The sequence below is a fragment of the Streptomyces xanthophaeus genome, assembly GCF_030440515.1.
GTDB classification, from domain to species: domain Bacteria; phylum Actinomycetota; class Actinomycetes; order Streptomycetales; family Streptomycetaceae; genus Streptomyces; species Streptomyces kutzneri.
On the sequence record NZ_CP076543.1, the window covers coordinates 6,528,428 to 6,554,371 of the forward strand.

General features: G+C 70.9%; 24 protein-coding genes. 17 read left to right on the plus strand and 7 right to left on the minus strand.

Features of this window, described 5'->3' with window-relative positions; all coding sequences use genetic code 11:
• Window positions 1-501: a DUF4232 domain-containing protein gene (locus tag KO717_RS29195; protein WP_301372328.1), complete on the minus strand. Its 501-nt coding sequence runs from the start codon at window positions 499-501 to the stop codon at window positions 1-3.
• A gap of 10 nt (window positions 502-511) precedes the next feature.
• Window positions 512-1,021 (minus strand): GNAT family N-acetyltransferase, encoded by a 510-nt coding sequence (locus KO717_RS29200; RefSeq protein ID WP_301372329.1) that lies wholly within the window; start codon window positions 1,019-1,021, stop codon window positions 512-514.
• A gap of 255 nt (window positions 1,022-1,276) precedes the next feature.
• Here KO717_RS29200 and thrS point away from each other — a divergent pair, with 255 nt between their 5' ends.
• Both thrS and KO717_RS29210 read left to right on the plus strand, forming a co-directional pair.
• Window positions 1,277-3,253: a threonine--tRNA ligase gene (gene thrS, locus KO717_RS29205; RefSeq protein ID WP_030387175.1), complete on the plus strand. Its 1,977-nt coding sequence runs from the start codon at window positions 1,277-1,279 to the stop codon at window positions 3,251-3,253.
• 81 nt (window positions 3,254-3,334) lie between these two features.
• Window positions 3,335-3,895, plus strand: coding sequence for an HIT family protein (locus tag KO717_RS29210; protein WP_030010101.1), 561 nt, complete (start codon window positions 3,335-3,337; stop codon window positions 3,893-3,895).
• Between the two features lie 31 nt (window positions 3,896-3,926).
• Here the strand turns inward: KO717_RS29210 and KO717_RS29215 are convergent, their stop codons facing one another.
• The 3 genes from KO717_RS29215 to KO717_RS29225 form a co-directional block, all read right to left on the minus strand.
• Complete coding sequence (locus KO717_RS29215) at window positions 3,927-4,334, minus strand: DUF1992 domain-containing protein (protein ID WP_301372332.1); 408 nt, start codon at window positions 4,332-4,334, stop codon at window positions 3,927-3,929.
• Window positions 4,335-4,374: 40 nt separating this feature from the next.
• Complete coding sequence (locus KO717_RS29220) at window positions 4,375-6,042, minus strand: hypothetical protein (protein ID WP_301372334.1); 1,668 nt, start codon at window positions 6,040-6,042, stop codon at window positions 4,375-4,377.
• 141 nt (window positions 6,043-6,183) lie between these two features.
• Window positions 6,184-8,379: an elongation factor G-like protein EF-G2 gene (locus KO717_RS29225; RefSeq protein WP_301372336.1), complete on the minus strand. Its 2,196-nt coding sequence runs from the start codon at window positions 8,377-8,379 to the stop codon at window positions 6,184-6,186.
• Window positions 8,380-8,690: 311 nt separating this feature from the next.
• Between KO717_RS29225 and pgsA the strand changes: the two genes are divergently transcribed.
• Genes pgsA through KO717_RS29240 form a run of 3 tightly spaced genes read left to right on the plus strand, consistent with a single transcriptional unit; the run spans window position 8,691 to window position 11,430 of the window.
• The gene (gene pgsA, locus KO717_RS29230; RefSeq protein WP_301372337.1) at window positions 8,691-9,356 is read left to right on the plus strand and encodes a phosphatidylinositol phosphate synthase; all 666 of its coding nucleotides are present in this window, start codon (window positions 8,691-8,693) and stop codon (window positions 9,354-9,356) included.
• Entirely contained in the window at window positions 9,356-10,258 is a 903-nt protein-coding gene (locus tag KO717_RS29235; protein ID WP_301372339.1) for a phosphatidylinositol mannoside acyltransferase, read from the plus strand. The genes pgsA and KO717_RS29235 overlap by 1 nt, the downstream gene beginning before the upstream one ends.
• Window positions 10,258-11,430 (plus strand): glycosyltransferase family 4 protein, encoded by a 1,173-nt coding sequence (locus KO717_RS29240; RefSeq protein WP_301372341.1) that lies wholly within the window; start codon window positions 10,258-10,260, stop codon window positions 11,428-11,430. The genes KO717_RS29235 and KO717_RS29240 overlap by 1 nt, the downstream gene beginning before the upstream one ends.
• A gap of 4 nt (window positions 11,431-11,434) precedes the next feature.
• Here KO717_RS29240 and KO717_RS29245 read toward each other — a convergent pair whose 3' ends face one another.
• Complete coding sequence (locus KO717_RS29245) at window positions 11,435-12,025, minus strand: hypothetical protein (protein WP_301372343.1); 591 nt, start codon at window positions 12,023-12,025, stop codon at window positions 11,435-11,437.
• A 109-nt stretch (window positions 12,026-12,134) separates the two neighbouring features.
• Between KO717_RS29245 and KO717_RS29250 the strand changes: the two genes are divergently transcribed.
• From KO717_RS29250 to KO717_RS29305, 12 genes are all read left to right on the plus strand, one after another.
• Window positions 12,135-12,677 carry a membrane protein gene (locus KO717_RS29250; RefSeq protein ID WP_030010553.1) on the plus strand — a complete coding sequence of 181 codons (543 nt, stop codon included), beginning with the start codon at window positions 12,135-12,137 and terminating at the stop codon, window positions 12,675-12,677.
• Between the two features lie 147 nt (window positions 12,678-12,824).
• Window positions 12,825-13,742: a pyridoxal 5'-phosphate synthase lyase subunit PdxS gene (gene pdxS, locus KO717_RS29255; RefSeq protein WP_030010552.1), complete on the plus strand. Its 918-nt coding sequence runs from the start codon at window positions 12,825-12,827 to the stop codon at window positions 13,740-13,742.
• A gap of 6 nt (window positions 13,743-13,748) precedes the next feature.
• Window positions 13,749-14,342 carry a pyridoxal 5'-phosphate synthase glutaminase subunit PdxT gene (gene pdxT, locus KO717_RS29260; protein WP_301372346.1) on the plus strand — a complete coding sequence of 198 codons (594 nt, stop codon included), beginning with the start codon at window positions 13,749-13,751 and terminating at the stop codon, window positions 14,340-14,342.
• Between the two features lie 57 nt (window positions 14,343-14,399).
• Entirely contained in the window at window positions 14,400-15,152 is a 753-nt protein-coding gene (locus KO717_RS29265; RefSeq protein ID WP_030010550.1) for a YebC/PmpR family DNA-binding transcriptional regulator, read from the plus strand.
• Window positions 15,153-15,319: 167 nt separating this feature from the next.
• Window positions 15,320-15,856, plus strand: coding sequence for a crossover junction endodeoxyribonuclease RuvC (gene ruvC / locus KO717_RS29270; RefSeq protein ID WP_301374842.1), 537 nt, complete (start codon window positions 15,320-15,322; stop codon window positions 15,854-15,856).
• On the plus strand, window positions 15,853-16,485 hold the full coding sequence (gene ruvA / locus KO717_RS29275; RefSeq protein WP_301372349.1) for a Holliday junction branch migration protein RuvA: 633 nt from the start codon (window positions 15,853-15,855) through the stop codon (window positions 16,483-16,485). The genes ruvC and ruvA overlap by 4 nt, the downstream gene beginning before the upstream one ends.
• 117 nt (window positions 16,486-16,602) lie before the next feature.
• Window positions 16,603-17,664: a Holliday junction branch migration DNA helicase RuvB gene (gene ruvB / locus KO717_RS29280; RefSeq protein WP_030723602.1), complete on the plus strand. Its 1,062-nt coding sequence runs from the start codon at window positions 16,603-16,605 to the stop codon at window positions 17,662-17,664.
• A gap of 165 nt (window positions 17,665-17,829) precedes the next feature.
• Window positions 17,830-18,306: a preprotein translocase subunit YajC gene (yajC, locus tag KO717_RS29285; protein ID WP_301372351.1), complete on the plus strand. Its 477-nt coding sequence runs from the start codon at window positions 17,830-17,832 to the stop codon at window positions 18,304-18,306.
• A 153-nt stretch (window positions 18,307-18,459) separates the two neighbouring features.
• The gene (secD, locus tag KO717_RS29290; protein ID WP_301372352.1) at window positions 18,460-20,250 is read left to right on the plus strand and encodes a protein translocase subunit SecD; all 1,791 of its coding nucleotides are present in this window, start codon (window positions 18,460-18,462) and stop codon (window positions 20,248-20,250) included.
• 3 nt (window positions 20,251-20,253) lie between these two features.
• A complete protein-coding gene (gene secF, locus KO717_RS29295; protein ID WP_301372354.1) occupies window positions 20,254-21,309 on the plus strand; it encodes a protein translocase subunit SecF in 1,056 nt (351 codons plus the stop codon).
• Window positions 21,306-21,860, plus strand: coding sequence for an adenine phosphoribosyltransferase (locus KO717_RS29300; protein ID WP_301372355.1), 555 nt, complete (start codon window positions 21,306-21,308; stop codon window positions 21,858-21,860). Before secF ends, KO717_RS29300 begins: the two co-directional genes overlap by 4 nt.
• Before the next feature lie 231 nt (window positions 21,861-22,091).
• Window positions 22,092-24,521 (plus strand): RelA/SpoT family protein, encoded by a 2,430-nt coding sequence (locus KO717_RS29305; protein WP_301372356.1) that lies wholly within the window; start codon window positions 22,092-22,094, stop codon window positions 24,519-24,521.
• A gap of 69 nt (window positions 24,522-24,590) precedes the next feature.
• On the opposite strand, the gene KO717_RS29310 is transcribed toward KO717_RS29305, so the two are convergent.
• Window positions 24,591-25,820, minus strand: coding sequence for a DUF349 domain-containing protein (locus KO717_RS29310; RefSeq protein ID WP_301372357.1), 1,230 nt, complete (start codon window positions 25,818-25,820; stop codon window positions 24,591-24,593).
• Window positions 25,821-25,944 lie beyond the last annotated feature (124 nt).

Sequence of the window (25,944 nt, forward strand, 5' to 3'; positions counted from 1 at the left end):
CTAGCGGTAAGCGGTGGCGCGGACGGTGTCGCCGCACAGGGCGAACTGGCCGCCGTCGTTGGGAGCCACCTGGAAGCCCGCGCCCGCGACGCCGATCACCAGCGTGGGGGCGACGGTCGGGTCGGCGCCGGAGGCGCAGAAGCCGTCCGCCTCGCCGAGGACCGGGGTGAAGGTCAGGACCGTCGAGGCGCTCCCGCCCGGGGACAACAGCACCGGCCGGGCCTCGCCCCGGGGGATGACGCGCAGCGGCTTGTTCTGGTCCGGCGATCCCTGGCCCGCGAGAGCGACCGTCGGGAAGCCCCGCAGCTGACAGGCAGGGCCGTTGTTGACCACCGTGAACCGCACGTGAATGGTGTCGGGCCGCTCCGCGCCGGTGTCCGAGAGCTGGTCCGCGGTGCACGCGGCGGCCGGCGCCGCCGTGGCGGGAGTGCCTGCGAGCAGTCCGCCCGCCAGCAGGGCCGTCGCGGCGCCCAGGGCAGCCGTCTTCCTGGTCACTCTCATGGGTGTCACCTCATGCCAGGTCGGAAGATCCCCTTCCACCATCGCACGGGGTGCCGATGGCGGCCCGGCCGAACGAGGCCATGGTCAGCCCCGGCACGGGGGAGAAGTCAGGGCCGCGGGTGAATCCGGCACGTTCGTAGAGGGTCACCGCGGGGGCGTTCGCCGCGCCCGTGGTCACCTCGACCAGGCGGCCCGGGAACAGCTCGGTCAGGACGTGGCGCAGCAGCAGCGAGGCGACGCCCCGGCGGAACCAGCCCGGGTCCACGCACAGCCGGTCGATGCCGATGCCGCCGTCGGCCCCTTCCTCCCAGGCGAGGAAGCCGGCCGGCTCGCCGTCCTCGGTGACGGCGCCCACCCAGTTCAGAGGCCGGGCCCTCATCTCGGCGAGGCTCTCGCCGAGCGCCGGTATGCCGTCGAAGCCGATCAGCTCCGCCTCCACCGCGTAGGCGGCCCGCCCGATCCGGTGCACGGCCGCCGCGGTGGCATCGTCGGTCAGGTCCAGCGTGCGTATCTGCTGCATGCGGCCACGCTACCCACGGCTCGCGCAGACCGGCCCGGAGTTTCGGGTGGGGCGGGGGCCCGGGGGGACCCAGCCCCATGGGCCCGCCCGCGTCTGCCCGGGCCGAGGCCACGGCTCCGCTGGGCGGCGGCTGCGCGGTGCGGGGGATCCGCTGCGCAGGCCCGGGCGGTAACCGTTTAGCGGCGCGGCCACTCCGCTCGGTACGATTCAGGCGCGCGGCGTTCGCCCGCGCACCCCCTGAGTCAGGAGAGACCGGTGTCAGACGTCCGTGTGATCATCCAACGCGATTCCGAGCGGGACGAGCGCGTGGTGGCCACGGGCACTACGGCGGCGGAGCTCTTCGCCGGCGAGCGCACCATCGTCGCCGCGCGCATCGCGGGCGAGCTCAAGGACCTCGCGTACGAGGTGAAGGACGGCGAGACCGTCGAGCCGGTGGAGATCTCCTCCGAGGACGGCCTCAACATCCTGCGCCACTCGACCGCGCACGTCATGGCGCAGGCCGTGCAGGAGCTCTTCCCCGAGGCCAAGCTGGGCATCGGCCCGCCGGTCCAGAACGGCTTCTACTACGACTTCGACGTGGCCCGGCCCTTCACCCCGGAGGACCTGAAGGCCATCGAGAAGAAGATGCAGGAGATCCAGAAGCGCGGCCAGCGGTTCTCCCGCCGCGTGGTCACCGACGAGGCGGCCCGCGAGGAGCTCGCCGACGAGCCGTACAAGCTGGAGCTCATCGGCATCAAGGGCTCCGCGTCGACCGACGACGGCGCGAACGTCGAGGTGGGCGGCGGCGAGCTGACCATCTACGACAACCTGGACGCGAAGACCGGCGACCTGTGCTGGAAGGACCTCTGCCGCGGTCCCCACCTGCCCACCACCCGGAACATCCCCGCGTTCAAGCTCATGCGCAATGCCGCCGCCTACTGGCGCGGCAGCGAGAAGAACCCGATGCTCCAGCGCATCTACGGCACCGCGTGGCCGTCGAAGGAAGAGCTGAAGGCCCACCTCGACTTCCTGGCCGAGGCCGAGAAGCGCGACCACCGCAAGCTCGGCAACGAGCTCGACCTCTTCTCCATCCCGGACGAGATCGGCTCCGGCCTCGCCGTCTTCCACCCGCGCGGCGGCATCATCCGCCGGGTCATGGAGGACTACTCGCGCAAGCGGCACGAGGAGGAGGGCTACGAGTTCGTCTACTCCCCGCACGCCACCAAGGGCGCCCTCTTCGAGAAGAGCGGACACCTGGACTGGTACGCGGAGGGCATGTACCCCCCCATGCAGCTCGACGGTGGTACCGACTACTACCTCAAGCCCATGAACTGCCCGATGCACAACCTGATCTTCGACGCGCGCGGCCGCTCCTACCGCGAACTGCCGCTGCGTCTGTTCGAGTTCGGCACCGTGTACCGGTACGAGAAGTCGGGTGTCGTCCACGGTCTGACCCGCGCCCGCGGGTTCACCCAGGACGACGCGCACATCTACTGCACCCGCGAGCAGATGGCGGAGGAGCTCGACACGACCCTCACCTTCGTGCTCAACCTGCTGCGCGACTACGGTCTGACCGACTTCTACCTGGAGCTGTCCACCAAGGACCCGGAGAAGTTCGTCGGCTCGGACGAGGCCTGGGAGGAGGCGACCGCCGTCCTCGCGCAGGTCGCCGAGAAGCAGGGCCTCCCGCTGGTCCCGGACCCGGGCGGCGCCGCCTTCTACGGTCCGAAGATCTCGGTGCAGTGCAAGGACGCCATCGGCCGCACCTGGCAGATGTCGACCGTGCAGCTCGACTTCAACCTGCCGGAGCGCTTCAACCTGGAGTACACCGCGCCCGACGGCTCCCGCCAGCGGCCGGTCATGATCCACCGCGCGCTGTTCGGCTCGATCGAGCGGTTCTTCGCCGTGCTGCTGGAGCACTACGCGGGCGCCATGCCGCCGTGGCTGGCCCCGGTCCAGGCGGTCGGCATCCCGATCGGCGACGGGCACGTCGAGTACCTGCAGGAGTTCGCCGCGGCGGCGAAGAAGCAGGGCCTGCGGGTCGAGGTGGACGCCTCCTCCGACCGCATGCAGAAGAAGATCCGCAACCACCAGAAGCTCAAGGTCCCGTTCATGATCATCGTCGGTGACGAGGACATGGCGGCGGGCACCGTCTCCTTCCGTTACCGCGACGGTTCGCAGGAGAACGGCATCGCCAAGGACGAGGCGCTGGCCAAGCTGGCCAAGGTCGTCGCGGACCGCGTCCAGGTCTGATCCGGCCACATCCGTACGAGGAAGGCCCCTGGAAAGTGATCACTTTCCGGGGGCCTTCCTCGTACGCCAGGCCAAGGTCATATGCTTGCCGCCATGACGACTCAGCCGGAGCAGCAGATCGGTGTGGGCACGCAGGACGCGTTCCAGCGACTGTGGACGCCCCACCGGATGGCCTACATCCAGGGGGAGAACAAGCCGACCGGCCCGGAGGCCGGGGACGGCTGTCCCTTCTGCGGGATTCCGGACATGTCCGACCAGGACGGCCTGGTCGTCGCGCGGGGCCGGCACGTGTACGCGGTGCTGAACCTCTACCCGTACAACGGCGGCCACCTGATGGTCGTCCCGTACCGGCACGTCGCCGACTACACCGAGCTGGACGGGCCGGAGACGGCCGAGCTCGCCGACCTCACCAAGCGGGCGATGGTCGCGCTGCGCAAGGCCTCGGGCGCGCACGGATTCAACATCGGCATGAACCAGGGCGCGGCGGCCGGCGCCGGCATCGCCGCGCACCTGCACCAGCACATCGTGCCCCGCTGGGGCGGGGACACGAACTTCATGCCGGTCGTGGGCCACACCAAGGTGCTGCCCCAACTCCTGGCGGACACCCGCCAGATGCTCGCCGACGCCTGGCCCGTCGACTAGGCCGTGCCCGGTCAGGCCCGGCTGTGCCCGGTCAGGCCCGGTCCGGGCGGTCCCGGTGCCAGGCCCGTACCTCGGCCTCGACGTCGAACTCCGTCAGGCCCAGGGCCGGGCCCGGCGGGGGCATGCGCAGGGCCGCCGCGATCTTCTCGTTGATCTCCGTGAGGACGTCCCGTACCTGGCGTTCCGAGCGGGCCGCCCGGACCTTCTCCACGGCGTCCTCGGCCTCCTTGCGCAGCGCGAGCGCCGGGGGCAGGACGGCGAAGCCCTCGCGGTGCAGCTTGTCCTTGATCCACCACTGCTCGTCGTAGGGCGCGTCCAGCGAGGCCAGCGGCTTGCCGTAGCCGGCCAGGCTCTTGAAGTCGCCCCGTTCGGTGGCCTGTCGGATCTGCCGGTCCACGAAGGACTCGAAGCTGACACCCGGTGGCTTGCGCTCGGTCATGGTCCCTCCTCGGTCCTCCTCGGCCGTCCCTCCAGCCTACCTACGCGTCGTAGACGTCCGCCTTGCGCGGGGACGGCTCCTGGATGAGCCCGCTCATGATCGAGGAGCGGTTGGTGAAGCGGTCGGTGTCGACGCCGTTCTCCTCCAGCACCTTGAAGGTCGCCGCGTGGATCGACCGCAGGACCGGCGCCACCGTACGCAGGGCGTCGTCCGCCATGAACCGGTGCCGCCACATCGAGCTCGCCCAGACGTGGCGCAGGCCGAAGGGCTCGGGCAGGACCAGCTTGCCGCCGAAGAACTCCAGGATCGGCGGGTACCAGGTCAGCGGGGCCCGCACGGCGAGGCGCACCACCTCCTGCGCGTCCACCAGCGGCAGCGGGCGCTCCACGGTCTCCCAGAAGCGGACGCTCTTGGGCACCTCCACGGTCGGGGCCGCGGACTTGCTGGTGAACAGCCCGTGCACGGGGCCCAGCGCGTGCGCGGTGACGTCCACGCGCAGCGTCTTGTAGAGCACGGTGACCGTGACCAGCATGTTGATGACCAGCTGGCCGTCCCAGAGCGGGTACTGGATGCCCAGGTAGTGCCGGTCGCCCGCGCTGAACTGCTGCTCGTTGCAGATCCGGGTTATCTCGTGCGGCTTGATGAGGAAGGCGTCCACGTTCTCACCGGTGGGGCGGGCCACCTCGGCGGCGCCCTCACCGATCGGGGTGACGATCCAGTGCTGGATCGCGGCGGGCGGGAAGCCGCCGGTGTGCAGGGGCCCCCGCTCCAGCTTGCGGAGCTGGGCGTCGATCCCGCGTATGACGTCCCAGCTGCGGAAGGGGTGGATCTCCAGGCCCTCGCTCTTGGGGCTCAGCTCCTCGGCCATCTGCCAGCTGCCCCAGCGGGTGCCCATGCCCAGGATCCCCTTGGGGCCCGCGTAGAAGACCTGGTTGCTGCGGTCCTCGGCGGTCAGCTTGGCGAGCTGGTGACGCAGGTCCTCGCGCGCCTTCTCGTCGGGGTTGCCGGGCACGGCCTCGGGGATCTTGGCACCGACGCCGCCGCCCGACAGCAGCCCGTCCCAGCGGGCGCGCAGGTCCCGGGCGGTGGCCTCGCAGGTGCGCCGGGCGAGCAGCCAGCCCAGCGCCGGGGCGATGATCATGCCGCGGGCGTAGAGGCCCAGGAAGCCGGTCAGCGGCAGCTTGAACATCAGGAGGGCCGCCACGGCGCCGATCCCGACCAGGACGGCGGTGCCGATCCAGGAGCTGTGCTTGCCCTCCTTGGCGCCCAGGGTCTTGCGGAGCTGGAAGAGCCCCAGCCACAGCAGCAGGCCGGGCAGGAACAGCACACCGCAGACCAGCATGATCAGCCGGAGTTTACGGTCGCGCTCCTTGCGGATGTGCGAGGCGGCCAGGCAGTGCTCCACCACCGTCTGCGGATCGGCGCCGAAGGACTGGATGAGGGGCTTGCGGCCCGGGCCGAGGGTGCGGGCCTCCACGGCCCGGCAGAAGGCCTCGCCGAGGCTGGGCTCGAAGAGGGAGATCTTCGGCGGTTTGACCGTCGCCGGGTGGTTCTCGCTGTTGGCGGTGAGTATCTTCTCGAGCTTGCTGTCCTTGCCGCCGTCCCGGTACGCGGCGGAGGCGAGGGCGTTGGTCGCCGCCGTCTGACCGCCGCCTCCCTGCAGCGGAACCTGTGCTCCGGGCCTGAAGTCGAATCCGTCGTCCGCCACCGCTGCCCCCATCGCTGTGCGTTCGTGCTCTTTTGATGCGCCGACGAGCCTATCGGCGGATCTCACCCCATGGTCATGGGACAGGGAAATGCCGCCCACCGCAAGCTGGTTGGGTGGGCGGCCGACCCGGTGCTACATCGATCAGCTTCCCTTCTCGGCCTGTTCCCGCACCTTTTCCGCGATCTGCGGCGGCATCGGTTCGTGGCGTGCGTACGCCCGGGCGAAGCGGCCGGTGCCGTGCGAGACGGAGCGCAGCTCGACGGCGTAGCGGCCGATCTCGATCTCCGGGATCTCGGCGCGGACCCGGGTGCGCCCCGGCGCGGCCTGGTCGGTGCCGACGACGCGGCCGCGGCGGCCGGCGAGGTCGCTCATGACCGGGCCCACGTACTCGTCGGGGACGATGACGGCGAGCTCGGCGACCGGTTCGAGGAGGTCGATCCGGGCCTCGGCGGCGGCTTCGCGCAGGGCGAGGGCGCCGGCCGTCTGGAAGGCGGCGTCGGAGGAGTCCACCGAGTGCGCCTTGCCGTCGAGGAGGGTGATGCGCACGTCGACCAGCGGGTAGCCGGCGGCGACCCCGCGGGCGGCCTGGGTGCGTACGCCCTTCTCGACGGACGGGATGAACTGGCGGGGCACGGAGCCGCCGACGACCTTGTCGACGAATTCGATGCCGCTGCCGGGCGGGAGCGGCTCCACCTCGATCTCGCAGATGGCGAACTGGCCGTGGCCGCCGGACTGTTTGACGTGCCGGCCGCGCCCGGCGGCCTTGTCCCCGAAGGTCTCGCGCAGGCTCACCTTGTGCGGGACGGGGTCGACCTGGACGCCGTAGCGGGTGCGCAGCCGCTCCAGGGCGACGTCCTGGTGGGCCTCGCCGAGGCACCACAGGACGACCTGGTGGGTGTGCGGGTTCTGCTCCAGCCGCATGGTCGGGTCCTCGGCGACCAGCCGGGCCAGGCCCTGGGACAGCTTGTCCTCGTCGGCCTTGCTGTGGGCCTCGATGGCGAGGGGGAGCAGGGGGTCGGGCATGGTCCACGGGGCCATGAGGAGCGGGTCGTCCTTGGCGGAGAGGGTGTCGCCGGTCTCCGCGCGGGTGAGTTTGGCCACGCAGGCCAGGTCGCCGGCGATGCACCGGGTCAGGACGCGCTGCTGTTTGCCGAAGGGGGAGGAGAGGGCGCCGACCCGCTCGTCGACGTCATGGTCATCGTGCCCGCGGTCGGCGAGTCCGTGCCCGCTGACGTGGACGGTCTCCTCGGCCTTCAGGGTGCCGGAGAAGACGCGTACGAGGGAGACCCGGCCGACGTAGGGGTCGGAGGAGGTCTTGACGACCTCGGCGACGAGGGAGCCGTCGGGATCGCAGGTGACGTCCGGGCGGGCGGAGCCGTCGGGGCGGGTGACGGTGACGGCGGCGCGCTCCAGCGGGGTGGGGAAGCCGCCGGTGACCAGTTCGAGGAGCTCCACGGTGCCCAGGCCCTGGCGGGCGCCGTCGGTGGCGGGGGCGGCCATCAGGACGGGGTGGAAGGTGCCGCGCGCCACCGCCCGCTCCAGGTCGTCGACGAGGGTCTTGAGGTCGATCTCCTCGCCGCCCAGGTAGCGGTCCATGAGGCTCTCGTCCTCGCTCTCGGCGATGATCCCCTCGATGAGCCGGGCGCGGGCGTCGGTGATGAGGGCGAGCTCGGCGGGTTCCGGGTCGCGCTCCACGCGCTGGCCGGAGGCGTACTCGTAGACGCGCCGGGAGAGCAGGCCGAGCAGGCCGGTGACGGGGGCGTGCCCGTCGGGACCGGGCGGGCCGTGCAGGGGGAGGTAGAGGGGGACGACCGCGTCGGGGTCGTCGGCGCCGAAGATCTCGCCGCACACGGTGGTCATCTGCGTGTAGTCGGAGCGGGCGGCCTCCAGGTGGGTCACGACGATGGCGCGGGGCATGCCGACGGCCTCGCACTCGTCCCAGACCATGCGGGTGGCGCCGTCGATCCCGTCCGAGGCCGAGACGACGAAAAGGGCCGCGTCCGCGGCGCGCAGACCGGCCCTGAGTTCCCCGACGAAGTCGGCGTATCCGGGGGTGTCCAGAATATTGATCTTGATTCCGCCCCATTCGACGGGGACGAGGGACAGCTGGACGGAGCGCTGCCGGCGGTGCTCGATCTCGTCGTAGTCGGAGACGGTGGCACCGTCCTCGACCCGCCCGGCCCGGTTGACCGCGCCCGCGGTCAGGGCGAGGGCTTCGACCAGCGTGGTCTTGCCGGATCCGCTGTGGCCGACCAGCACGACATTCCGGATGGAAGAGGGGCGGTCGGCCGTCAGTGCCCTGCCGGCGGCTCCGGCTTGGTGTGATGTGGCTCCCATGATGCTCATGCCTCCCGGTGGTGACGGTGAGGGGGGGGGATGGTGAGGGGATCGGTGTCCGGATCGGTGTCCCGGCCGCCTCCGCGGAGGAGGAATGCGGGATTCTTCGAGCTTTGCACTGGTGTCACATCCCGTCCATACGTCGTACCGGGGACGTACCCGGGGCCCACCGGAGGCGGTCCACGGCGTGAAGTACGTCTTACGTGGCACGAACCGGTGGGTGCGCGGCGTCCGCGCGGTGGCGTGCTGGCTACGATGGGCCAGCCGGTGGCCGTGGTGGCCGTGCGGCCCAGCGACCCTCCGGGAAGGCCATGCTGAACAAGTACGCGCGTGCATTCTTCACGCGTGTTCTCACGCCATTCGCCGCTTTTCTGCTCCGGCGGGGGGTGAGCCCGGACGCGGTCACCCTGATCGGCACGGCCGGAGTGGTGGCCGGAGCGCTGTGGTTCTTCCCCCGCGGCGAGTTCTTCTGGGGCACGATCACCATCACCCTCTTCGTCTTCTCCGACCTGGTGGACGGGAACATGGCCCGCCAGGCCGGTGTCTCCAGCCGGTGGGGCGCCTTCCTCGACTCCACCCTCGACCGGGTGGCGGACGCGGCGATCTTCGGCGGTCTCGCGCTCTGGTACGCGGGCAACGGGAACGACAACGCGCTGTGCGCGGTGGCGATCTTCTGCCTGGCCAGCGGCCAGGTGGTCTCGTACACCAAGGCGCGCGGCGAGTCGATCGGGCTGCCGGTGGCCGTCAACGGGCTCGTCGAGCGGGCCGAGCGACTGGTGATCTCGCTGGTCGCGGCCGGCCTGTCCGGGCTGCAGACCTTCGGGGTGCCGTCCTGGATCGGCGTGCTGCTGCCGATCGCGCTGTGGATCGTGGCGGTGGGCTCGCTCGTCACCCTGATCCAGCGGGTGGTCACCGTGCGCCGCGAGTCGGCCGAGGCCGACGCCGCGGCGTCGGCCGCCGAGGGCGGCGCGGCCTGATGGGCGCCCTCCAGGACAAGCTGGTCGACTCGCTGTACGGACTCGGCTGGGCCGGGGTCAAGAAGCTGCCCGAACCGGCCGCCGTGGCCCTGGGCCGGCGCATCGCCGACTTCGCGTGGAAGCGGCGCGGCAAGAGCGTGCTGCGGCTGGAGTCGAACCTGGCCCGGGTGGTGCCCGACGCCGGTCCCGAGCGGCTGCGCGAGCTGTCGCAGGCGGGCATGCGCTCGTACATGCGGTACTGGATGGAGTCCTTCCGGCTGCCGACCATGGACCCGGAGCGCTTCAGCACCGACGTCGAGTTCACGGACGAGCACCTGCTGCGCGAGGCCCTCGACTCCGGGCGCGGAGTGGTCGTCGCCCTGCCGCACCTGGCCAACTGGGACCTCGCCGGGGCCTGGGCCATAGGCCACATGAAGGCGCCGTTCACCACGGTCGCCGAGCGGCTGAAGCCCGAGACCCTCTACGACCGTTTCGTGGCCTACCGGGAGAGCCTGGGCATGGAGGTCCTGCCGCACAGCGGCGGCGCCGCCTTCGGCACCCTCGCCCGGCGGCTGCGCTCCGGCGGCCTGGTCTGCCTGGTCGCGGACCGGGACCTGTCGGCCTCCGGGGTCGAGGTGGACTTCTTCGGCGCCACGGCGCGCATGCCGGCCGGACCGGCGCTGCTGGCCCAGCAGACCGGTGCGGTGCTGCTCCCGGCGACCCTGCACTACGGCGGCACACCGAAGATGTACGGCCGGATCCACCCCGAGGTGAAGGTGCCGAAGACCGGGACCCGGACCGAGAAGACCACCCTCATGACCCAGGCGGTGGCCGACGCCTTCGCGTGGGGCATCGCCGAGCACCCGGAGGACTGGCACATGCTGCAGCGGCTGTGGCTGGACGACCTGGAGGAGCGCCCGTAGTGAAGATCGGCATCGTGTGCCCGTACTCGTGGGACGTGCCGGGTGGCGTCCAGTTCCACATCCGGGACCTGGCGGAGCACCTGATCCGCCTCGGCCACGAGGTGTCGGTGCTCGCCCCGGCGGACGACGAGACCCCGCTGCCGCCGTACGTGGTCTCGGCCGGGCGGGCGGTGCCGGTTCCGTACAACGGCTCGGTGGCCCGGCTGAACTTCGGCTTCCTGTCGGCGGCCCGGGTGCGGCGCTGGCTGCACGACGGCACCTTCGACGTGATCCACATCCACGAGCCGGCCTCGCCCTCGCTGGGGCTGCTGTCCTGCTGGGCGGCGCAGGGGCCGATCGTGGCGACCTTCCACACCTCGAACCCCCGGTCCCGGGCGATGATCGCGGCGTACCCGATCCTGCAGCCGGCTCTGGAGAAGATCAACGCGCGGATCGCGGTGAGCGAGTACGCGCGGCGCACGCTGGTGGAACACCTGGGCGGCGACGCGGTCGTCATCCCCAACGGCGTCGACGTGGACTTCTTCGCCAAGGCGGAGCCCAACCCCGACTGGTCCGGGCAGACCCTGGGCTTCATCGGCCGGATCGACGAGCCCCGCAAGGGCCTTCCGGTGCTGATGGCGGCCTTCCCGAAGATCGTGGAGGCCTGCCCGGACGTCCGGCTGCTCGTGGCGGGCCGCGGCGACGAGGAGGAAGCGGTGGCCTCCCTGCCCGCGGAGCTCCGCGAGCGGGTCGAATTCCTCGGCATGGTCTCGGACGAGGACAAGGCGAGGCTGCTGCGCAGCGTCGACGTGTACGTCGCCCCGAACACCGGCGGCGAGAGCTTCGGCATCATCCTGGTGGAGGCCCTGTCGGCGGGCGCGGCCGTGCTCGCTTCGGACCTGGACGCCTTCGCGCAGGTCCTGGACCAGGGCGGGGCGGGCGACCTCTTCGCCAACGAGAACGCCGACGCGCTGGCGGCGGCGGCGATCACGCTGCTGCGGGACCCGGAGCGCCGGGCCCAGCTCAGCGCCCGCGGCTCGGCGCACGTCCGCCGCTTCGACTGGTCCACGGTCGGGGCGGACATCCTGGCCGTCTACGAAACGGTGACGGACGGCGCCGCGGCGGTGGCCGCGGACGAACGCGTCCCGCTCCGTACGCGCCTGGGCTTCTCGAAGGACACCACGTCCTCCTGAGGCCTCACCATCCGGCGGAGACGACCTGATCGGGCCGGCCGCCGGGGGTGACGGTCACCTCGTGGACCACGCCGCCCGAGGTGGTCAGGCGGATCCGGTCGGGGGCCGTCCAGACGGCCTCGCGGAGCTCGTTGTCGCCGGCGTCGCCGTTGAAGTAGCCGACGGCCCAGCGCCGCTCCAGGGGCCAGCTGCCCTGCTGGACGTACACGTACCACAGCGGGTCGATCATGGCCGAGCCCTCTTCGACGACCAGGCGACGGTCGTCCCGGCCGGGGGCCGTCAGACTCTGCGTCTGCTCCTGCCCGCCGCTCAGCAGGGCCAGCATGGTGGCGAGGCTCATGACCATGACTCCGAGAATCGCCACCGGGAGTCCCAGGGCGAGGCGCGTCGCCGTCTTCCGCGCTCCCAGCAGGATCCCCCCGACCAGGGCGACCAGCGTCACCCAGCCCATGGCGACGAAGTGGCCGTGCAACCGGCTCATCACGACGAGCCCGCCGTCCGAACCGCCCCAGAAGTAGGCGGCCAGGGTGGCCGCCACGAGTGCGGCGGCCACCGCGAGCAGTGCGCGTGCCGTCGTTCTGCGGTGCAACTTCATGTGTCCTGTCCCCCCGATGTTTGCGGATCATGGACCTTACTGGTCCGACGGCAGCCCCGGCCAGGGCCGATGGGGGCCGGGGCCGCGTGGAGCGGTAGGGTCGCGCAGCGTGATCGAAACCCTTGTCTGGATCGCCCTGGCTCTCGGAGTCATCGGGGTCTACCTCAGCTGGACCGCCGGCCGGCTCGACCGGCTGCACTCGCGGATGGACGCAGCGCGGGCCGCGCTCGACGCGCAGCTCGTACGCCGGGCCTCCGTCGTGCTGGAGGTGGCCACCTCCGGGGTGCTCGACCCCGCCTCCTCCCTGGTGCTCTACGAGGCCGCGCACGCCGCCCGGCAGGCCGAGGAGGACCACCGTGAGGTGGCCGAGAGCGAGCTGAGCCAGGCGCTGCGGGCGGTCTTCGCCGATGCCGACCAGGTCGACGTGCTCAAGGCGGCCCCCGGCGGGGCGGAGGCCACGGAGGAGCTGGCGGCGGCCGTCCGCCGGGTACCGATGGCGCGGCGCTTCCTCAACGACTCGGTCCGGGCCGCCCGCGCGCTGCGCAGGCATCGCAAGGTCCGCTGGTTCAGACTGGCCGGGCACGCGCCGTTCCCGCTCGCCTTCGAAATGGACGACGAGCCTCCGGTGGATCTTGCGGATCGGCCGACTTAGGGCTTCCGGGGGCTTCCAAGGGCCGCGAGGGACAAATCAAGGAGCCACAGGCTCCACATTGGCCCTTGTAGTGGACTGATCCCCTGGGGTTTCCTCAGCCGAGTAGTACGAGCAGTACCCCGTCTTCCTTCCGAGTGAGGTCAATCCGTGAGCACGCTTCCCACCTCCCCCCAGTCCGCCGAGTCGGCGATCGGCACCTCGCGTGTCAAGCGCGGCATGGCCGAGCAGCTGAAGGGCGGCGTGATCATGGACGTGGTCAACGCCGAGCAGGCGAAGATCGCCGAGGACGCCGGCGCCGTGGCGGTCATGGCCCTGGAGCGGGTCCCGGCCGACATCCGCAAGGACGGCGGCGTCGCGCGCATGTCCGACCCGAACATGATCGAAGAGATCATCGAGGCCGTCTCGATCCCGGTCATGGCCAAGTCCCGCATCGGCCACTTCGTCGAGGCCCAGGTCCTGCAGTCCCTCGGCGTCGACTACATCGACGAGTCCGAGGTCCTGACCCCGGCCGACGAGGTCAACCACTCCGACAAGTGGGCGTTCACCACCCCCTTCGTCTGTGGCGCCACCAACCTGGGCGAGGCCCTGCGCCGCATCGCCGAGGGTGCGGCCATGATCCGCTCGAAGGGCGAGGCCGGCACGGGCAACGTGGTCGAGGCCGTCCGCCACCTGCGCCAGATCAAGAACGAGATCGCCCGCCTGCGCGGCTACGACAACAACGAGCTGTTCGCCGCCGCCAAGGAGCTGCGCGCCCCGTACGAGCTCGTCAAGGAAGTTGCCGAGCTCGGCAAGCTCCCGGTCGTGCTCTTCTCCGCCGGTGGCGTCGCCACCCCGGCCGACGCCGCGCTCATGCGCCAGCTCGGCGCCGAGGGCGTCTTCGTCGGCTCCGGCATCTTCAAGTCGGGCGACCCGGCCAAGCGCGCCGCCGCCATCGTGAAGGCCACCACCTTCTACGACGACCCGAAGATCATCGCGGACGCCTCCCGCAACCTGGGCGAGGCCATGGTCGGCATCAACTGCGACACCCTCCCCGAGTCCGAGCGCTACGCCAACCGCGGCTGGTAACCGGTCATGACGAACACCCCCGTGATCGGTGTCCTGGCACTCCAGGGCGACGTACGGGAACACCTGATCGCCCTGGCCGCGGCGGACGCCGTGGCCAGGCCGGTCCGGCGTCCCGAGGAGCTCGCCGAGGTCGACGCCCTGGTGATCCCCGGCGGCGAGTCCACCACCATGTCGAAGCTCGCCGTGCTGTTCGGCATGCTGGAGCCGCTGCGCGAGCGCGTGGCCGCCGGCATGCCCGTGTACGGCACCTGCGCCGGCATGATCATGCTCGCGGACAAGCTCCTGGACGGCCGTGAGGACCAGGAGACCCTGGGCGGCATCGACATGATCGTCCGCCGCAACGCGTTCGGCCGCCAGAACGAGTCCTTCGAGGCGAAGATCGACTTCGCGGGCATAGCGGGCGGCCCCGTCGAGGGCGTCTTCATCCGCGCGCCCTGGGTCGAGTCCGTCGGAGCCTCCGCCGAGGTGCTCGCCACGTACGACGGCCACACGGTCGCCGTGCGTCAGGGCAACGTCCTGGCGACCTCGTTCCACCCCGAGCTGACCGGAGACGACCGCGTTCACGCGTACTTCGTCGACATGGTGCGCGCGGGGCTGTGACGGGCTCCCGGTAGGATCGGGGACGAACACTGTTGGTTACGCGAAGGAGACAGGCGGATGTCCGGCCACTCTAAATGGGCTACGACGAAGCACAAGAAGGCCGTGATCGATGCCAAGCGCGGCAAGCTCTTCGCGAAGCTGATCAAGAACATCGAGGTCGCGGCCCGTATGGGCGGCGCCGACATCGACGGCAACCCGACGCTCTTCGACGCCATCCAGAAGGCCAAGAAGAGCTCGGTCCCGAACAAGAACATCGACTCCGCGGTCAAGCGCGGCGGTGGTCTTGAGGCCGGCGGCGCCGACTACGAGACGATCATGTACGAAGGCTACGGTCCGAACGGTGTCGCGGTGCTCATCGAGTGCCTCACCGACAACCGCAACCGTGCCGCGTCCGACGTGCGTGTCGCCATGACCCGCAACGGCGGTTCGATGGCCGACCCGGGCTCGGTCTCGTACCTGTTCAACCGTAAGGGCGTCGTCCTGCTGCCCAAGGGCGAGCTCTCCGAGGACGACGTCCTGGAGACGGTGCTCGACGCGGGTGCCGAAGAGGTCAACGACCTCGGCGACAGCTTCGAGATCATCAGCGAGGCCACCGACATGGTCGCGGTCCGTACCGCGCTCCAGGCGGCCGGCATCGACTACGACTCGGCCGACTCCAACTTCCTGCCGACCATGCAGGTCGAGCTGGACGAAGAGGGCGCGCGCAAGATCTTCAAGCTGATCGACGCGCTGGAGGACAGCGACGACGTGCAGAACGTCTTCGCCAACTTCGACGTCTCGGACGAGGTCATGGAGAAGGTCGACGCCTGACCGGACGTCAACGGTGGGCCGACGGGGACACCCCGTCGGCCCACCGTCGTTTCCGTCCTCGCCACTCCCGGCGCCCTCCTGCGCCCGGCGGGTCGGTCCGTGCTGTCGGTGCACTGTCACAGGCGGCCGGTAGCCTGCACACCTGCGCGAAGAAGGAGGTGGCGGTGGTGCGAGTACTGGGTGTCGACCCCGGGCTGACGCGATGCGGTGTCGGCGTCGTCGAGGGCGTGGCCGGACGGCCGCTGACCATGATCGGCGTGGGGGTCGTACGGACGCCCGCGGACGCCGAGTTGGGCCACCGGCTCGTCGCCATCGAGCAGGGCATCGAGGAATGGCTCGACGCGCACCGGCCCGAAGTCGTCGCCGTGGAGCGGGTGTTCAGCCAGCACAACGTCAGCACCGTGATGGGCACCGCCCAGGCGAGCGCCGTCGCGATGCTGTGCGCCGCCCGCCGCGGGATACCGGTCGCCCTGCACACCCCCAGCGAGGTCAAGGCAGCCGTCACCGGCAGCGGCCGGGCCGACAAGGCCCAGGTCGGTGCCATGGTCACCCGGCTGCTGAGGCTGGACGCACCACCCAAGCCGGCGGACGCCGCCGACGCCCTCGCTCTCGCCATCTGCCACATCTGGCGGGCCCCCGCCCAGAACCGCCTCCAGCAGGCGGTCGCCCTGCACGCCTCTGGCTCGAAAGGCCGTACCCGATGATCGCCTTCGTCAGCGGCCCGGTCGCCGCACTCGCCCCCACCCTTGCCGTGATCGAGGTCGGGGGAGTGGGCATGGCCGTGCAGTGCACGCCCACCACCATCTCCGGCCTGCGGATGGGGGAGCAGGCCAGGCTGGCCACCTCGCTGGTCGTACGCGAGGACTCGCTGACCCTGTACGGGTTCGCCGACGACGACGAGCGCCAGGTCTTCGAGATCCTGCAGACCGCGAGCGGGGTCGGGCCGAGGCTCGCCCAGGCGATGCTCGGCGTGCACAGCCCCGACGCCCTGCGCCTGGCCGTCTCCACCGGCGACGAGAAGGCGCTGGTGGCGGTGCCGGGCATCGGCAAGAAGGGCGCCCAGAAGCTACTCCTCGAACTGAAGGGCAAGCTGGGGGCTCCGCTGGGCAGCAGCGGCCTCGTGGGCGCCCAGCGCGCCGCGGCCTCCGGGCCCGCCCCCTGGACCGAGCAGCTCTCCGCCGCCCTGATCGGCCTCGGCTACGCCTCGCGCGAGGCGGAGGACGCGGTCGAGGCCGTCACCCCGCAGGCCGAGGCCGCCATCGCCGCCGGCGGTTCGGCCCCCGTTCCGCAGCTCCTGCGGGCCGCTCTCCAGTCCCTGAACCGCGCCCGCTAGCGGCGCGACGCCCCTTGCAGCCCCTGCGGCGAAGGGGCGGGGTGTGGGGGAAAGCCCCGCAGGGACCGGCCCGCAGGCGACCGACCACCGTACGAACCGAGAAGGCAGACTGACAGCGTGAACTGGGAAGACGAGAGCGACGACCGGATCGTGGCGGCCGCCGCCGACGGCGAGGACACCGCCGTCGAGGCGGCGCTGCGGCCCAAGGACCTCGGCGAGTTCGTCGGCCAGGAGAAGGTCCGCCAGCAGCTGGACCTCGTCCTCAAGGCGGCCCGCCAGCGCGGAGCGACCGCCGACCACGTCCTGCTCTCCGGCGCGCCCGGCCTCGGCAAGACCACCCTGTCCATGATCATCGCGGCCGAGATGGGTGCGCCCATCCGCATCACCTCCGGCCCCGCCATCCAGCACGCCGGCGACCTCGCCGCGATCCTCTCCTCCCTCCAGGAGGGCGAGGTCCTCTTCCTCGACGAGATCCACCGCATGTCCCGGCCCGCCGAGGAGATGCTCTACATGGCCATGGAGGACTTCCGCGTCGACGTGATCGTCGGCAAGGGGCCCGGGGCCACCGCGATCCCGCTGGAGCTGCCGCCCTTCACCCTGGTCGGCGCCACCACCCGGGCCGGCCTGCTGCCCCCGCCGCTGCGGGACCGCTTCGGTTTCACCGGGCACATGGAGTTCTACGCCCCCGAGGAGCTGGAACGCGTCATCCACCGCTCCGCCCGCCTCCTCGACGTGGAGATCGACACCGCCGGCGCCGCCGAGATCGCCGGACGCTCCCGCGGCACCCCGCGCATCGCCAACCGCCTCCTGCGCCGCGTCCGCGACTACGCCCAGGTCCGGGCCGACGGCGTGATCAACCGCGAGGTGGCCGGTACCGCCCTGCAGGTGTACGAGGTGGACGGGCGCGGCCTCGACCGGCTGGATCGCGCCGTTCTCGAAGCCCTGCTCAAGCTGTTCGGCGGCGGACCCGTGGGCCTGTCCACCCTCGCCGTGGCCGTCGGCGAGGAGCGGGAGACCGTGGAGGAGGTCGCGGAGCCGTTCCTGGTCCGCGAGGGGCTGCTCGCACGTACCCCCAGGGGGCGGGTGGCGACGCCCGCCGCATGGGCTCACCTGGGACTCGTACCGCCGCAGCACGGCGGGAGTGGATCAAGCGGACAACAGGGCTTGTTCGGGGCCTGACGGCGCGGAGGTTCGACCCCTCAGGAACTGCGGTGCCATGCTGGGCGTTGTTCCATCGGTGCGGACTCGCCTAGACTCCGCCGATGCCGACCCTTCGGGTCGGTGTGCCCACCCCCGTAGAAAAGGCCGCCGTCCGCGTGCGGTCGTGCGAAGGATCTCCGTCCCGTGAATCTCGTGACACTCCTCCCGTTCATCGTGCTCATCGGGGCGATGTTCCTGATGACCCGCTCCGCGAAGAAGAAGCAGCAGGCCGCCGCGCAGATGCGCGACCACATGACGCCCGGCACCGGGGTCCGCACCATCGGCGGCATGTACGCCACGGTGAAGGAGATCGGTGACGACACGGTCACTCTCGAGCTGGCCCCCGGCGTCCACGCGATCTTCGCGAAGAACTCCATCGGAGCCGTTCTGGAGGACGCGGAGTACAACCGCATCGTCCACGGCATCGACGACGACGAGGCGACCGACACGCCGGTCGTCCCCGACGACGCCTCCTCGCTGACCGAGGCGCCGAAGGCGGACCTCACCAAGGACGAGGACGAGGCTCCCAAGCTCGACCTGGGCAAGAAGGACGAGGACGCGCCCAAGGGCGACGACGAGCCCAAGGACGGCAAGTCCGACGGCGAGGCCGGCGCGAAGTAACGCTCGGCGGGGGACCGTGGAGGCGCCCGACCGGCGACCGGCACGGTCCCCGTCTGTGACACTTCTGCGGGGGGCAGGGGTCCCCACCACACATTTCGTGGCCGTCCCCGCGCTGACCCGGCGCGGGACGGTTGGACAGGGAGAAACGACAAGGTGGCAGCACCGAAGAAGGGCCGGCGGCCCACGGGGGCTCAGGGGAGGCCGGGGCGCGCCCTGGCGATCATCCTGATCGCGATGGTGGCGCTCACCGCGGGGATGTTCCTCTCCAAGCAGACGACTCCCAGGCTGGGCATCGACCTCGCCGGCGGCACGAGCATCACGCTCAAGGCCAAGAGCGAGCCCGGCAAAGAGAGCGCCATCAACGAGACCAACATGAACACGGCGGTCGGCATCATCGACCGCCGCGTCAACGGTCTCGGCGTGTCCGAGGCAGAGGTCCAGACCCAGGGCCGCGACCACATCATCGTGAACATCCCCAAGGGGACGAACGAGCAGCAGGCGCGCGAGCAGGTCGGTACCACCGCCCAGCTGTACTTCCGCCCGGTCATCGCCTTCGCGGACGGCTCCCCGGCCGCTCCCGAGGGCACCGCGAGCCCGAGCCCCTCCGCGAGCGGCTCCGGGGCTCCCAAGGCCGGAGACGGCAAGACCAGCCCCTCCGCCACCCCGTCGTCCAGCGCCACTTCCCAGGGCCGCGCGCTCAGTGAGGCCCTCAAGGCCCCGGCCGCGCCCACTCCCTCGCCCTCGGCGAGCGAGTCGAAGAAGGCAGACGACACCAAGGCTCCGTCGCCGTCCGCCTCCGCCTCCACGCCGGCGACCGGCGACGAGGCCGCCGCCGCGGCCCTCCAGGCCAAGTTCGCGGCGCTGGACTGCAACGACCCGGCGCAGCGCGCAGCCGCCGGCCAGGGCGCCAAGCCCGAGGAGCCGATGATCGCCTGCGGTCAGCGCGGCGACGCCTGGGGCAAGTGGGTGCTCGGCCCGGCCCAGGTCAACGGCCAGGACGTGAAGGAAGCCAAGGGAGTCATCGACCCCCAGCGCGGCCAGTGGATCGTCACCATGCAGTTCACCGACAAGGGCGCCGACAAGTTCGCCAAGATCACCGGTGAGCTGGCCACCAAGCAGATGCCGCAGAACCAGTTCGCGATCGTGCTCGACGGCAAGGTCATCTCCGACCCGTCCGTGAGCCAGGCGCTGACCGGCGGCAACGCCGAGATCTCGGGCGGCTTCACCCAGCAGTCCGCGCAGGACCTGGGCAACATGCTCTCGTACGGCGCCCTGCCGCTCTCCTTCAGCGAGGACAGCGTCACCACCGTCACCGCCGCGCTCGGCGGAGAGCAGCTGAAGGCCGGCCTGATCGCCGGCGCCATCGGCCTGCTCCTCGTGGTGATCTACCTGCTGGTGTACTACCGGGGCCTGGCGTTCATCGCCATCGTCAGCCTCCTGGTCTCCGCGATCCTGACCTACACGATCATGTCGCTGCTCGGAAAGGGCATCGGCTTCGCGCTGAACCTGCCGGCCGTCTGCGGCGCGATCGTGGCGATCGGCATCACGGCGGACTCCTTCATCGTGTACTTCGAGCGCATCCGGGACGAGATCCGCGAGGGCCGCACCCTGCGTCCGGCCGTCGAGCGCGCCTGGCCGCGTGCCCGTCGCACGATCCTGGTCTCCGACTTCGTGTCGTTCCTGGCCGCGGCCGTGTTGTTCATCGTCACGGTGGGCAAGGTCCAGGGCTTCGCCTTCACACTGGGTCTTACGACCCTGCTCGACGTGGTCGTGGTGTTCCTCTTCACCAAGCCCGTCATGACACTGGTGGCGCGTACGAAGTTCTTCGCCAGCGGTCATCCGTGGTCCGGGCTGGACCCGAAGCGGCTGGGCGCCAAGCCTCCGCTGCGCCGGTCCCGCCGTACCGGTTCCGCCCCCGCCCCCGTCGACGCAAAGGAGGCGTGAGAGATGTCGAAGCTGGGAGATCTCGGCGCCAGGCTGTACCGCGGTGAGGTCGGCTACGACTTCGTCGGCAAGCGCTTTCTCTGGTACGGCGTTTCCATCCTGATCACCATCACGGCGATCGTCGCCCTGGCCGTCCAGGGCCTCAACATGGGCATCGAGTTCAAGGGCGGTGCCGTCTTCACCACCCCGAAGTCGACCGTCTCCGTGGCCAAGGCGACGGAAGCCGCGGAGAAGGCCTCGGGCCACGACGCGATCGTCCAGGAGCTCGGCACCGGCGGCCTGCGGATCCAGATCTCGGGTCTGGACACCGCAGCCGCGACCGACGTCAAGAAGGTCCTCGCCGCCGACCTCAAGGTCAGCGAGGCCGACGTCAACGCCGACCTGGTCGGCCCCAGCTGGGGCGAGCAGATCGCGAACAAGGCCTGGACCGGTCTCGGCGTGTTCATGGTCCTCGTGGTGATCTACCTGGCCATCGCCTTCGAGTGGCGGATGGCGGTCGCGGCGCTGATCGCGCTGATCCACGACCTCACCATCACCGTCGGCGTGTACGCGCTCGTCGGCTTCGAGGTCACGCCGGGCACGGTCATCGGTCTGCTGACGATCCTCGGTTACTCCCTCTACGACACCGTCGTCGTCTTCGACGGTCTCAAGGAGGGCTCGAAGGACATCACCAAGCAGACCCGCTGGACGTACAGCGAGGTCGCCAACCGCAGCATCAACGGCACCCTGGTCCGCTCGATCAACACCACGGTCGTGGCGCTCCTCCCGGTCGCCGCGCTGCTGTTCATCGGCGGTGGCTTCCTGGGCGCCGGCATGCTGAACGACATCTCGCTGTCGCTGTTCGTCGGCCTCGCGGCCGGTGCGTACTCCTCGATCTTCATCGCGACCCCGCTGGTCGTGGACCTCAAGGAGCGCGAGCCGGCGATGAAGGCGCTCAAGAAGCGGGTGCTCGCCAAGCGGGCGGCCGCGGTGGCCAAGGGCGAGTCCCCGGACGAGGCCTACGAGGCCGAGGACGAGCCGCAGGTCGTGGCGCAGGGCCGGCCGGGGCGACGGCGTTGACCGCGCCGCTGTCCGAGGACGCCCTGGGCCTGCTCCTCAGCCGGATCAAGGACGTGCCGGACTACCCGAAGCCGGGCGTGATGTTCAAGGACATCACCCCGCTGCTGGCGGACCCCAAGGCGTTCGCCGCGCTGACGGACGCGCTGGTGGAGCTGGCCGGGCGGTACGGCGCGACGAAGATCGTCGGCCTGGAGGCGCGCGGGTTCATCCTCGCGGCTCCGGTCGCCGTGCAGGCCGGGATCGGCTTCGTGCCGGTGCGCAAGGCCGGAAAGCTGCCGGGCGCGACGCTCGCGCAGTCGTACGAGCTGGAGTACGGCACCGCGGAGATCGAGGTCCACGCCGAGGACCTGTCGGCCGGTGACCGGGTCATGGTCATCGACGACGTGCTGGCCACCGGCGGTACCGCCGAGGCCTCGCTCTCGCTGATCCGGCGGGCCGGCGCGGAGGTCGCCGGCGTGGCGGTCCTGATGGAGCTGTCGTTCCTCCCGGGCCGGGCCAAGCTGGCCCCTGCCCTGGACGGGGCTCCGCTGGACGCGCTGATCGTGGTCTGACCTCTTTGCCTGCCGAGCGGCGGGTATCCGGGACATCCCGGGTGCCCGCCGCTTTCGTTTCCGGGCGCGGGCCGGTCGCCGGCGGCCGGCCCCCCGGACCCGGAGCCGCACATGGGACGGGCTCGCGGAACGAGGGGGCCGAACCCTCGCTACCATGGGTTGTCCGGACCGGACACGGGCACCGGATCCACCCCCGGACTCCGTCCGGGGGGACCCCCGTGAGGAGCGCTCTTGCCAGACGAGGTCCAGCCAATCTCCGCCGCGCAGCCCGACCCGCGGGCCGAGCAGACCACGGCGGCCCCGGCCACGCCCCCGCCGGCCCCGCCGGTGCCGCCGGTCAAGCCCGCGCCTGCGAAGTCCGCCGGGTCCTCCAACCGGGTGCGCGCCCGTCTCGCCCGGCTCGGCGTGCAGCGCTCGAACCCGTACAACCCGGTTCTGGAGCCGCTGCTCCGCATAGTCCGCAGCAACGACCCGAAGATCGAGACGGCGACGCTGCGCCAGCTGGAGCAGGCCTACCAGGTGGCCGAGCGCTGGCACCGCGGCCAGAAGCGCAAGAGCGGCGACCCCTACATCACCCACCCGCTCGCGGTGACCACCATCCTCGCCGAGCTCGGCATGGACCCCGCCACCCTCATGGCCGGTCTGCTGCACGACACCGTCGAGGACACCGAGTACGGCCTCGAAGACCTGCGCCGTGACTTCGGCGACGCCGTGGCCCTGCTCGTCGACGGCGTCACCAAGCTGGACCGGGTGAAGTTCGGCGAGGCCGCCCAGGCGGAGACCGTCCGCAAGATGGTCGTGGCGATGGCCAAGGACCCGCGCGTCCTGGTCATCAAGCTCGCCGACCGGCTGCACAACATGCGCACCATGCGCTACCTCAAGCGGGAGAAGCAGGAGAAGAAGGCCCGCGAGACCCTCGAGATCTACGCCCCGCTGGCGCACCGGCTGGGCATGAACACGATCAAGTGGGAGCTCGAAGACCTCTCCTTCGCGATCCTCTACCCGAAGATGTACGACGAGATCGTCCGCCTCGTCGCCGAGCGCGCGCCCAAGCGTGACGAGTACCTCGCCGTCGTCACCGACGAGGTGCAGGTCGACCTCAGGGCCGCCCGCATCAAGGCCACCGTCACGGGCCGCCCGAAGCACTACTACAGCGTCTACCAGAAGATGATCGTCCGCGGCCGTGACTTCGCGGAGATCTACGACCTGGTGGGCATTCGCGTCCTCGTCGACACCGTCCGGGACTGCTACGCGGCCCTGGGCACCGTGCACGCGCGATGGAACCCGGTCCCCGGCCGGTTCAAGGACTACATCGCGATGCCCAAGTTCAACATGTACCAGTCGCTCCACACGACCGTCATCGGACCCAGCGGCAAGCCCGTCGAGCTGCAGATCCGCACCTTCGACATGCACCGCCGCGCCGAGTACGGCATCGCCGCGCACTGGAAGTACAAGCAGCAGACCGTCGCCGGCACCTCCAAGGTCCGCACCGACGTCCCGCAGGCCGCCAAGGGCAGCGCCGGCCAGGACACGGTCAACGACATGGCCTGGCTGCGCCAGCTGCTGGACTGGCAGAAGGAGACCGAGGACCCGGGCGAGTTCCTCGACTCGCTGCGCTTCGACCTCTCCCGCAACGAGGTCTTCGTCTTCACCCCCAAGGGCGACGTCATCGCGCTGCCCGCCGGAGCCACCCCCGTGGACTTCGCGTACGCCGTCCACACCGAGGTCGGCCACCGGACGATAGGGGCCCGGGTCAACGGCCGGCTCGTCCCGCTGGAGTCCACGCTCGACAACGGCGACCTGGTCGAGGTCTTCACCTCCAAGGCCGAGGGCGCCGGCCCGTCCCGGGACTGGCTCGGCTTCGTCAAGTCCCCGCGGGCCCGCAACAAGATCCGAGCCTGGTTCTCCAAGGAGCGCCGCGACGAGGCCATCGAGCACGGCAAGGACGCCATCGCCCGGGCCATGCGCAAGCAGAACCTGCCGATCCAGCGCATCCTGACCGGCGACTCGCTCGTCACCCTCGCGCACGAGATGCGCTACCCCGACATCTCCTCCCTGTACGCGGCGATCGGCGAGGGCCACGTGGCCGCGCAGGGCGTCGTACAGAAGCTGGTGGCGGCCCTCGGCGGCGAGGAGGCGGCCAACGAGGACATCGAGGAATCGATCCCGCCGGCGCGCGGCCGCAAGCGGCGCACCAACGCCGACCCGGGAGTCGTCGTCAAGGGCGTCGACGACGTGTGGGTCAAGCTGGCCCGCTGCTGCACCCCGGTGCCGGGCGACCCGATCATCGGATTCGTCACGCGCGGCAGCGGCGTATCGGTTCACCGCGCGGACTGCGTCAACGTCGACTCGCTCTCCCAGCAGCCCGAGCGGATGCTGGAGGTCGAGTGGGCGCCCACCCAGTCCTCGGTCTTCCTGGTCGCCATCCAGGTCGAGGCGCTGGACCGGTCCCGGCTGCTGTCGGACGTCACCCGGGTCCTGTCGGACCAGCACGTCAACATCCTCTCGGCGGCCGTCCAGACCTCCCGCGACCGGGTGGCCACCTCCCGGTTCACCTTCGAGATGGGCGACCCCAAGCACCTGGGGCACGTCCTGAAGGCCGTCCGGGGCGTCGAGGGCGTCTACGACGTCTACCGCGTGACCTCCGCACGCAGGCCGTAACACGTACGAGGGCCCCGGTACGGAGATCCGTACCGGGGCCCTCGCAGGTTCACGGGCTGCCGCGAAAGATCAGCCGCCGAACTCCTCCAGGCCCTTCAGCGCCTGGTCCAGCAGGGCCTGGCGGCCCTCCAGCTCGCGCGAGAGCTTGTCGGCCTTGGTGTTGTTGCCCGCCGCGCGCGCCGCGTCGATCTGCTCACGCAGCTTGTCGACGGCCGCCTGGAGCTGGCCCGTCAGACCGGCCGCACGGGCCCGCGCCTCCGGGTTCGTACGGCGCCACTCGCCCTCCTCGGCCTCCTGGATCGCCCGCTCGACCGCGTGCATACGGCCCTCGACCTTCGGCCGGGCGTCCCGCGGCACGTGGCCGATGGCCTCCCAGCGCTCGTTGAGGGAGCGGAACGCGGCACGGGCCGCCTTCAGGTCCGTCACGGGTACGAGCTTCTCGGCCTCGTCGGCCAGCTCCTCCTTGAGCTTCAGGTTCTCGATCTGCTCGGCGTCACGCTCCGCGAAGACCTCGCTGCGGGCCGCGAAGAACACGTCCTGCGCACCGCGGAAACGGTTCCACAGGTCGTCCTCGGACTCGCGCTGCGCCCGGCCCGCCGCCTTCCAGTCGGCCATCAGCTCGCGGTAGCGGGCAGCCGTCGGACCCCAGTCGGTCGACTTCGACAGCGACTCGGCCTCCGCGACCAGCTTCTCCTTGACCTTGCGGGCATCCTCGCGCTGCGCGTCCAGCGAGGCGAAGTGCGCCTTGCGGCGCTTGGAGAAGGCGGAACGCGCGTGGGAGAACCGGTGCCACAGCTCGTCGTCCGACTTGCGGTCCAGACGCGGCAGCCCCTTCCAGATGTCCACCAGGGCGCGCAGCCGCTCACCGGCACTGCGCCACTGGTCGCTCTGGGCCAGCTGCTCGGCCTCGACGACCAGCGCGTCCTTGGCCGCACGGGCCTCGTCCGTCTGCTTGGCCTTCGCCACCTTGCGCTCTTCGCGCCGGGACTCCACGGTCGTGACCAGCTTGTCCAGCCGCACGCGCAGGGCGTCCAGGTCACCCACGGCATGGTGCTCGTCGACCTGCGTCCGCAGGTGGTCGATCGCCGTCTGGGCGTCCTTGGCGGACAGATCAGTGGTCCGCACCCGCTTTTCGAGGAGACCGATCTCGACCACCAGGCCCTCGTACTTGCGCTCGAAATAGGCCAGGGCCTCCTCAGGGGTGCCGGCCTGCCACGATCCGACGACCTGCTCGCCCTCGGAAGTACGCACGTACACGGTGCCCGTCTCGTCGACTCGGCCCCACGGGTCGCTGCTCACAGCGCCTCCTCCACCTGATGCCTTGCGAGGGGTTCACCCCCTGGGCATCGTCCACAGTTTCCTGGGGCGGGCAGCGCCCGCCCTGCACAACGCCAACATAGGCGACCGCCGGGCCGGCTGTCCG

Bases quoted from the DNA above. Each gene is read 5' to 3' on its own strand.
- KO717_RS29225 (WP_301372336.1), bottom strand. From the start codon at position 8,379: ATGGGAGCCACATCACACCAAGCCGGAGCCGCCGGCAGGGCACTGACG.
- KO717_RS29245 (WP_301372343.1), bottom strand. From the start codon at position 12,025: ATGAAGTTGCACCGCAGAACGACGGCACGCGCACTGCTCGCGGTGGCC.
- secF (WP_301372354.1), top strand. From the start codon at position 20,254: ATGTCGAAGCTGGGAGATCTCGGCGCCAGGCTGTACCGCGGTGAGGTC.
- pgsA (WP_301372337.1), top strand. From the start codon at position 8,691: ATGCTGAACAAGTACGCGCGTGCATTCTTCACGCGTGTTCTCACGCCA.
- pdxT (WP_301372346.1), top strand. From the start codon at position 13,749: ATGACGAACACCCCCGTGATCGGTGTCCTGGCACTCCAGGGCGACGTA.
- KO717_RS29265 (WP_030010550.1), top strand. From the start codon at position 14,400: ATGTCCGGCCACTCTAAATGGGCTACGACGAAGCACAAGAAGGCCGTG.
- KO717_RS29235 (WP_301372339.1), top strand. From the start codon at position 9,356: ATGGGCGCCCTCCAGGACAAGCTGGTCGACTCGCTGTACGGACTCGGC.
- KO717_RS29195 (WP_301372328.1), bottom strand. From the start codon at position 501: ATGAGAGTGACCAGGAAGACGGCTGCCCTGGGCGCCGCGACGGCCCTG.
- KO717_RS29200 (WP_301372329.1), bottom strand. From the start codon at position 1,021: ATGCAGCAGATACGCACGCTGGACCTGACCGACGATGCCACCGCGGCG.
- ruvA (WP_301372349.1), top strand. From the start codon at position 15,853: ATGATCGCCTTCGTCAGCGGCCCGGTCGCCGCACTCGCCCCCACCCTT.
- KO717_RS29210 (WP_030010101.1), top strand. From the start codon at position 3,335: ATGCTTGCCGCCATGACGACTCAGCCGGAGCAGCAGATCGGTGTGGGC.
- KO717_RS29215 (WP_301372332.1), bottom strand. From the start codon at position 4,334: ATGACCGAGCGCAAGCCACCGGGTGTCAGCTTCGAGTCCTTCGTGGAC.